Here is a 2,950-nt window from a genome sequence, read left to right as displayed (position 1 = left end):
AAGAGTTTAACAATCAAAACAAAATTTATCAAAATGTAGCTTAACTTATACTGGAATTTTTATTTGCATATCCAATCCTTTATTAACGTCATATTTTAATCTAACACTACGTTTGTCCTCAAATACCAAAAAAGGTCTTTCATTATTATATTTTTGATAATCAGTTTTATCAATTTCTAATACTAGATCTATATAATTATTTCTTAAATTTTCATATATAATAGTTAGTATTAATACATCACCATCTTGAGTTTTTGAATAATTTAAAAACTCATTCTTATTAGAATATAAATTAACATTACTTTTTGAATCATATTTTTTATTTATAAAATCGATTTCATAGGGTAATATATAATTGATTTTATACCCTTTTACTATGTTAATGTCCCTATTTGCAGAATAGGAATTTTTAATAATGTCTTGCAAATTTATCTTTTGGCCAAAACATACAATGCTAACAAAAGAAAATAATAGAATTAATTTTTTTTTCATTTTTTAGGGCTTAAGTAAAGTATTTAAATTTCTCATCACTTGAAAAACTTGTGCTTGAATTCTAATATTACTTGTATTTGATTTAAAAGTACCATAATCCATAGTATTGATATTGCCGTTTTGATTATAATGTGTAATTGTTTTCGGATAGGAACCAGGGTTACTAAGCGGCATCCATTTACCTACATTATTACTTGTACTACTATAGTCTGCAGTCGTTATACTCCCTGTATTACCTGCAACATTGTATCCCAATACAACATCTGGAATTGTTGATATTTCATTTCTATCTGTAGTTGACGAGCCATTTCCCCCAATTTTTATAGTACCATTACTTTCTTGTTTTATAACTGCTCCATGGCTGTGCCCATTATAAGCAACAGTAAAACCATTTTTAACAAGTGCTCGCTCAGCAGGACCAACATTGACCGTTCCAGCATTATTATTAGAAACAGTTTCTATTGATTGAGAGCCACCATTATTCTCTACAGCAAAACCTTGTTCTTGCATATTGTTAGCTTCAGTGTTTGCGAAAGCAGTATCCATTGCACTGATTTCCCCTTGAGTAGGATTGCTAATTAGATCTGAATAGGCACTTTCATTTACCACCCCTCCTGATGACAGTGTATTTTGGATTGCTTGCTGTGTAGTATTAGTTAAAGCTACAATTACCCGGTTATCATTCTTGCCATCCCATCCTAAATACTGTCCATTTATTCCAAAATAATCTCCAAAAGGAGCTCTTCCATCGGGTTACAAATCCGCGAGAGCGGGGTGATCAGGTTACAAATCCGCTTGATAAGATTTAGTAAATAATTTTTCTTTCCTCAATGAGAGTTTGAACTTTATTATCAATCTTGTATACTTGTACTAAATTTCCTTTTGAATCAAATTTTTTAATTTTTTTGTCAAAATTAAAACTTGCATCTTCCTGAGTATTATTAATAAAAAGGTTTCCTTTAAAAGACTCTATATCACCGTATTTATTAATCTCATATCGTCCAATTACTTTTTGCTTTGGATATGAAAATTGTAATTTTTCATAATCATAAGCTGTTCCATCAGAATTCCATTTAAATTTTTCAATTTCTGAAATTAATATATCATTAGGCATATAAAAAGATAAAATGGATTCTACTTTCTTCATTTTATTGTCTAATAAAATAATCTCTTTAGAGATGATTTCATTTTTACTATTATAAGAAGTTATTTGTATATTATCCTTATCAATTAAAACTTTTTTCTTTAATTCATATTGCTTAATTATAAATTTATCTCCTTCTAATACATTTCCTTTAAATATATCTCTTAATTCAGTTATGTTTCCATTTGCATCTATTTTAACATTTGTCTGAAGAAAATTTTCTTTTTTATTAGCACTATAATCATAGATAATGATTTCGTTATTAATTTTTTCGTATATATATTTTTTGTCTAAAACTAAACTGCCATTTTTAGAAACTATAATTTCCATTGACTTAAAGTTTGTAGCAATCAATCTTTTTATACAATCATTAAATTGAATAATATCATTTGTCTGAGAAAATGACAGTATTGAAAAAAAAATGGCTATAAAGGTTATAATATTTTTCATTTTCTATTTCTTATATAAATTATAAACTCCTCCACTGTAAACACCCATTTTAGGAATGGGAATTGTATCATTTTGACCAGAATTTATATCAGCAGGTGAAGGAATCGGATTAATTCCTTCGTTAGGATGTGAATGGTAAAATTCACTTTTCATCAAACTAATTCCAGATGTAGTTTTTAACATATTTGAATAATAGCCTAAGCTAACAGTGGGTAGAAATGCTCCAAAAGTTCCATCCTTTTCAAATCTAGGTAGAAAACTAAACTGTAATGTCCTTCCTACCATTCCTTTGTCTTGACCATTTTGAGTATACTGTAATAAATCAAATTCATTTCCTGCGTTCGAGTTTTTTTCTAAAAACTCGAAAAATGATTTTGCATTATTCTGGTTTTCAAAAGAAAAAATTTCAAAAGGAATTTCTTTAGTTGTTTCAATACGCTTACCATCTACTCAAGGAGTGTAAATTACAGAATCTGAAGAAGTTATTCTCTCTTCTATTTGTTCATCCCTTTCCATTGTAAACTTCACCTGATTACCTGCAGAATCTGTTTTCCTATTTCCTTTATTATCTACTATGTATAGTTCATCTACTTTGTCATTCTCTTCAATTTTAGTAAGATTACCATTATCAGAATTTAATTCCTATACATCTGCATTCCTTCCATCAGGATCAATAAACATAATCGGATTATTGACAGCATAATTATAAGGTGCAAATCTTCTGTTCATTTCCGCGAGTGGATCAACGACTCCCCAACGTCCGATGTCTGCCATATAAAACCTTGCGCCGTAATCATACATGTCGTAGTCTGCTCAACTTTTTCCAGACTTCCTACTCCGGTTTTTTTTCGCGCGAGGCTTTAC

The 2,950-nt window shown here is 29.2% G+C and carries 5 protein-coding genes; all 5 read right to left on the bottom strand.

Annotated features, from left to right (window positions below; genetic code table 11):
* Positions 1-45 precede the first annotated feature (45 nt).
* The gene (locus tag H6W52_RS20965; RefSeq protein WP_185216969.1) at positions 46-492 is read right to left on the bottom strand and encodes a hypothetical protein; all 447 of its coding nucleotides are present in this window, start codon (positions 490-492) and stop codon (positions 46-48) included.
* 3 nt (positions 493-495) lie between these two features.
* The gene (locus H6W52_RS20960; protein ID WP_116100061.1) at positions 496-1,038 is read right to left on the bottom strand and encodes a hypothetical protein; all 543 of its coding nucleotides are present in this window, start codon (positions 1,036-1,038) and stop codon (positions 496-498) included.
* Positions 1,039-1,297: 259 nt separating this feature from the next.
* Positions 1,298-2,086, bottom strand: a complete 789-nt coding sequence (locus tag H6W52_RS20955; protein ID WP_116100062.1) for a hypothetical protein — start codon at positions 2,084-2,086, stop codon at positions 1,298-1,300.
* A gap of 3 nt (positions 2,087-2,089) precedes the next feature.
* A complete protein-coding gene (locus H6W52_RS20950; protein ID WP_185216966.1) occupies positions 2,090-2,371 on the bottom strand; it encodes a hypothetical protein in 282 nt (93 codons plus the stop codon).
* A gap of 357 nt (positions 2,372-2,728) precedes the next feature.
* Positions 2,729-2,887, bottom strand: coding sequence for an RHS repeat-associated core domain-containing protein (locus tag H6W52_RS20945; RefSeq protein ID WP_228457620.1), 159 nt, complete (start codon positions 2,885-2,887; stop codon positions 2,729-2,731).
* Positions 2,888-2,950 lie beyond the last annotated feature (63 nt).

Origin of the sequence: Chryseobacterium sp. C2(2020), from assembly GCF_014218915.1 — a bacterium.
GTDB classification, from domain to species: domain Bacteria; phylum Bacteroidota; class Bacteroidia; order Flavobacteriales; family Weeksellaceae; genus Chryseobacterium; species Chryseobacterium mucoviscidosis.
Note: the sequence above shows the minus strand (reverse complement) of the source record. Positions and strands in the feature narration are given on the sequence as shown.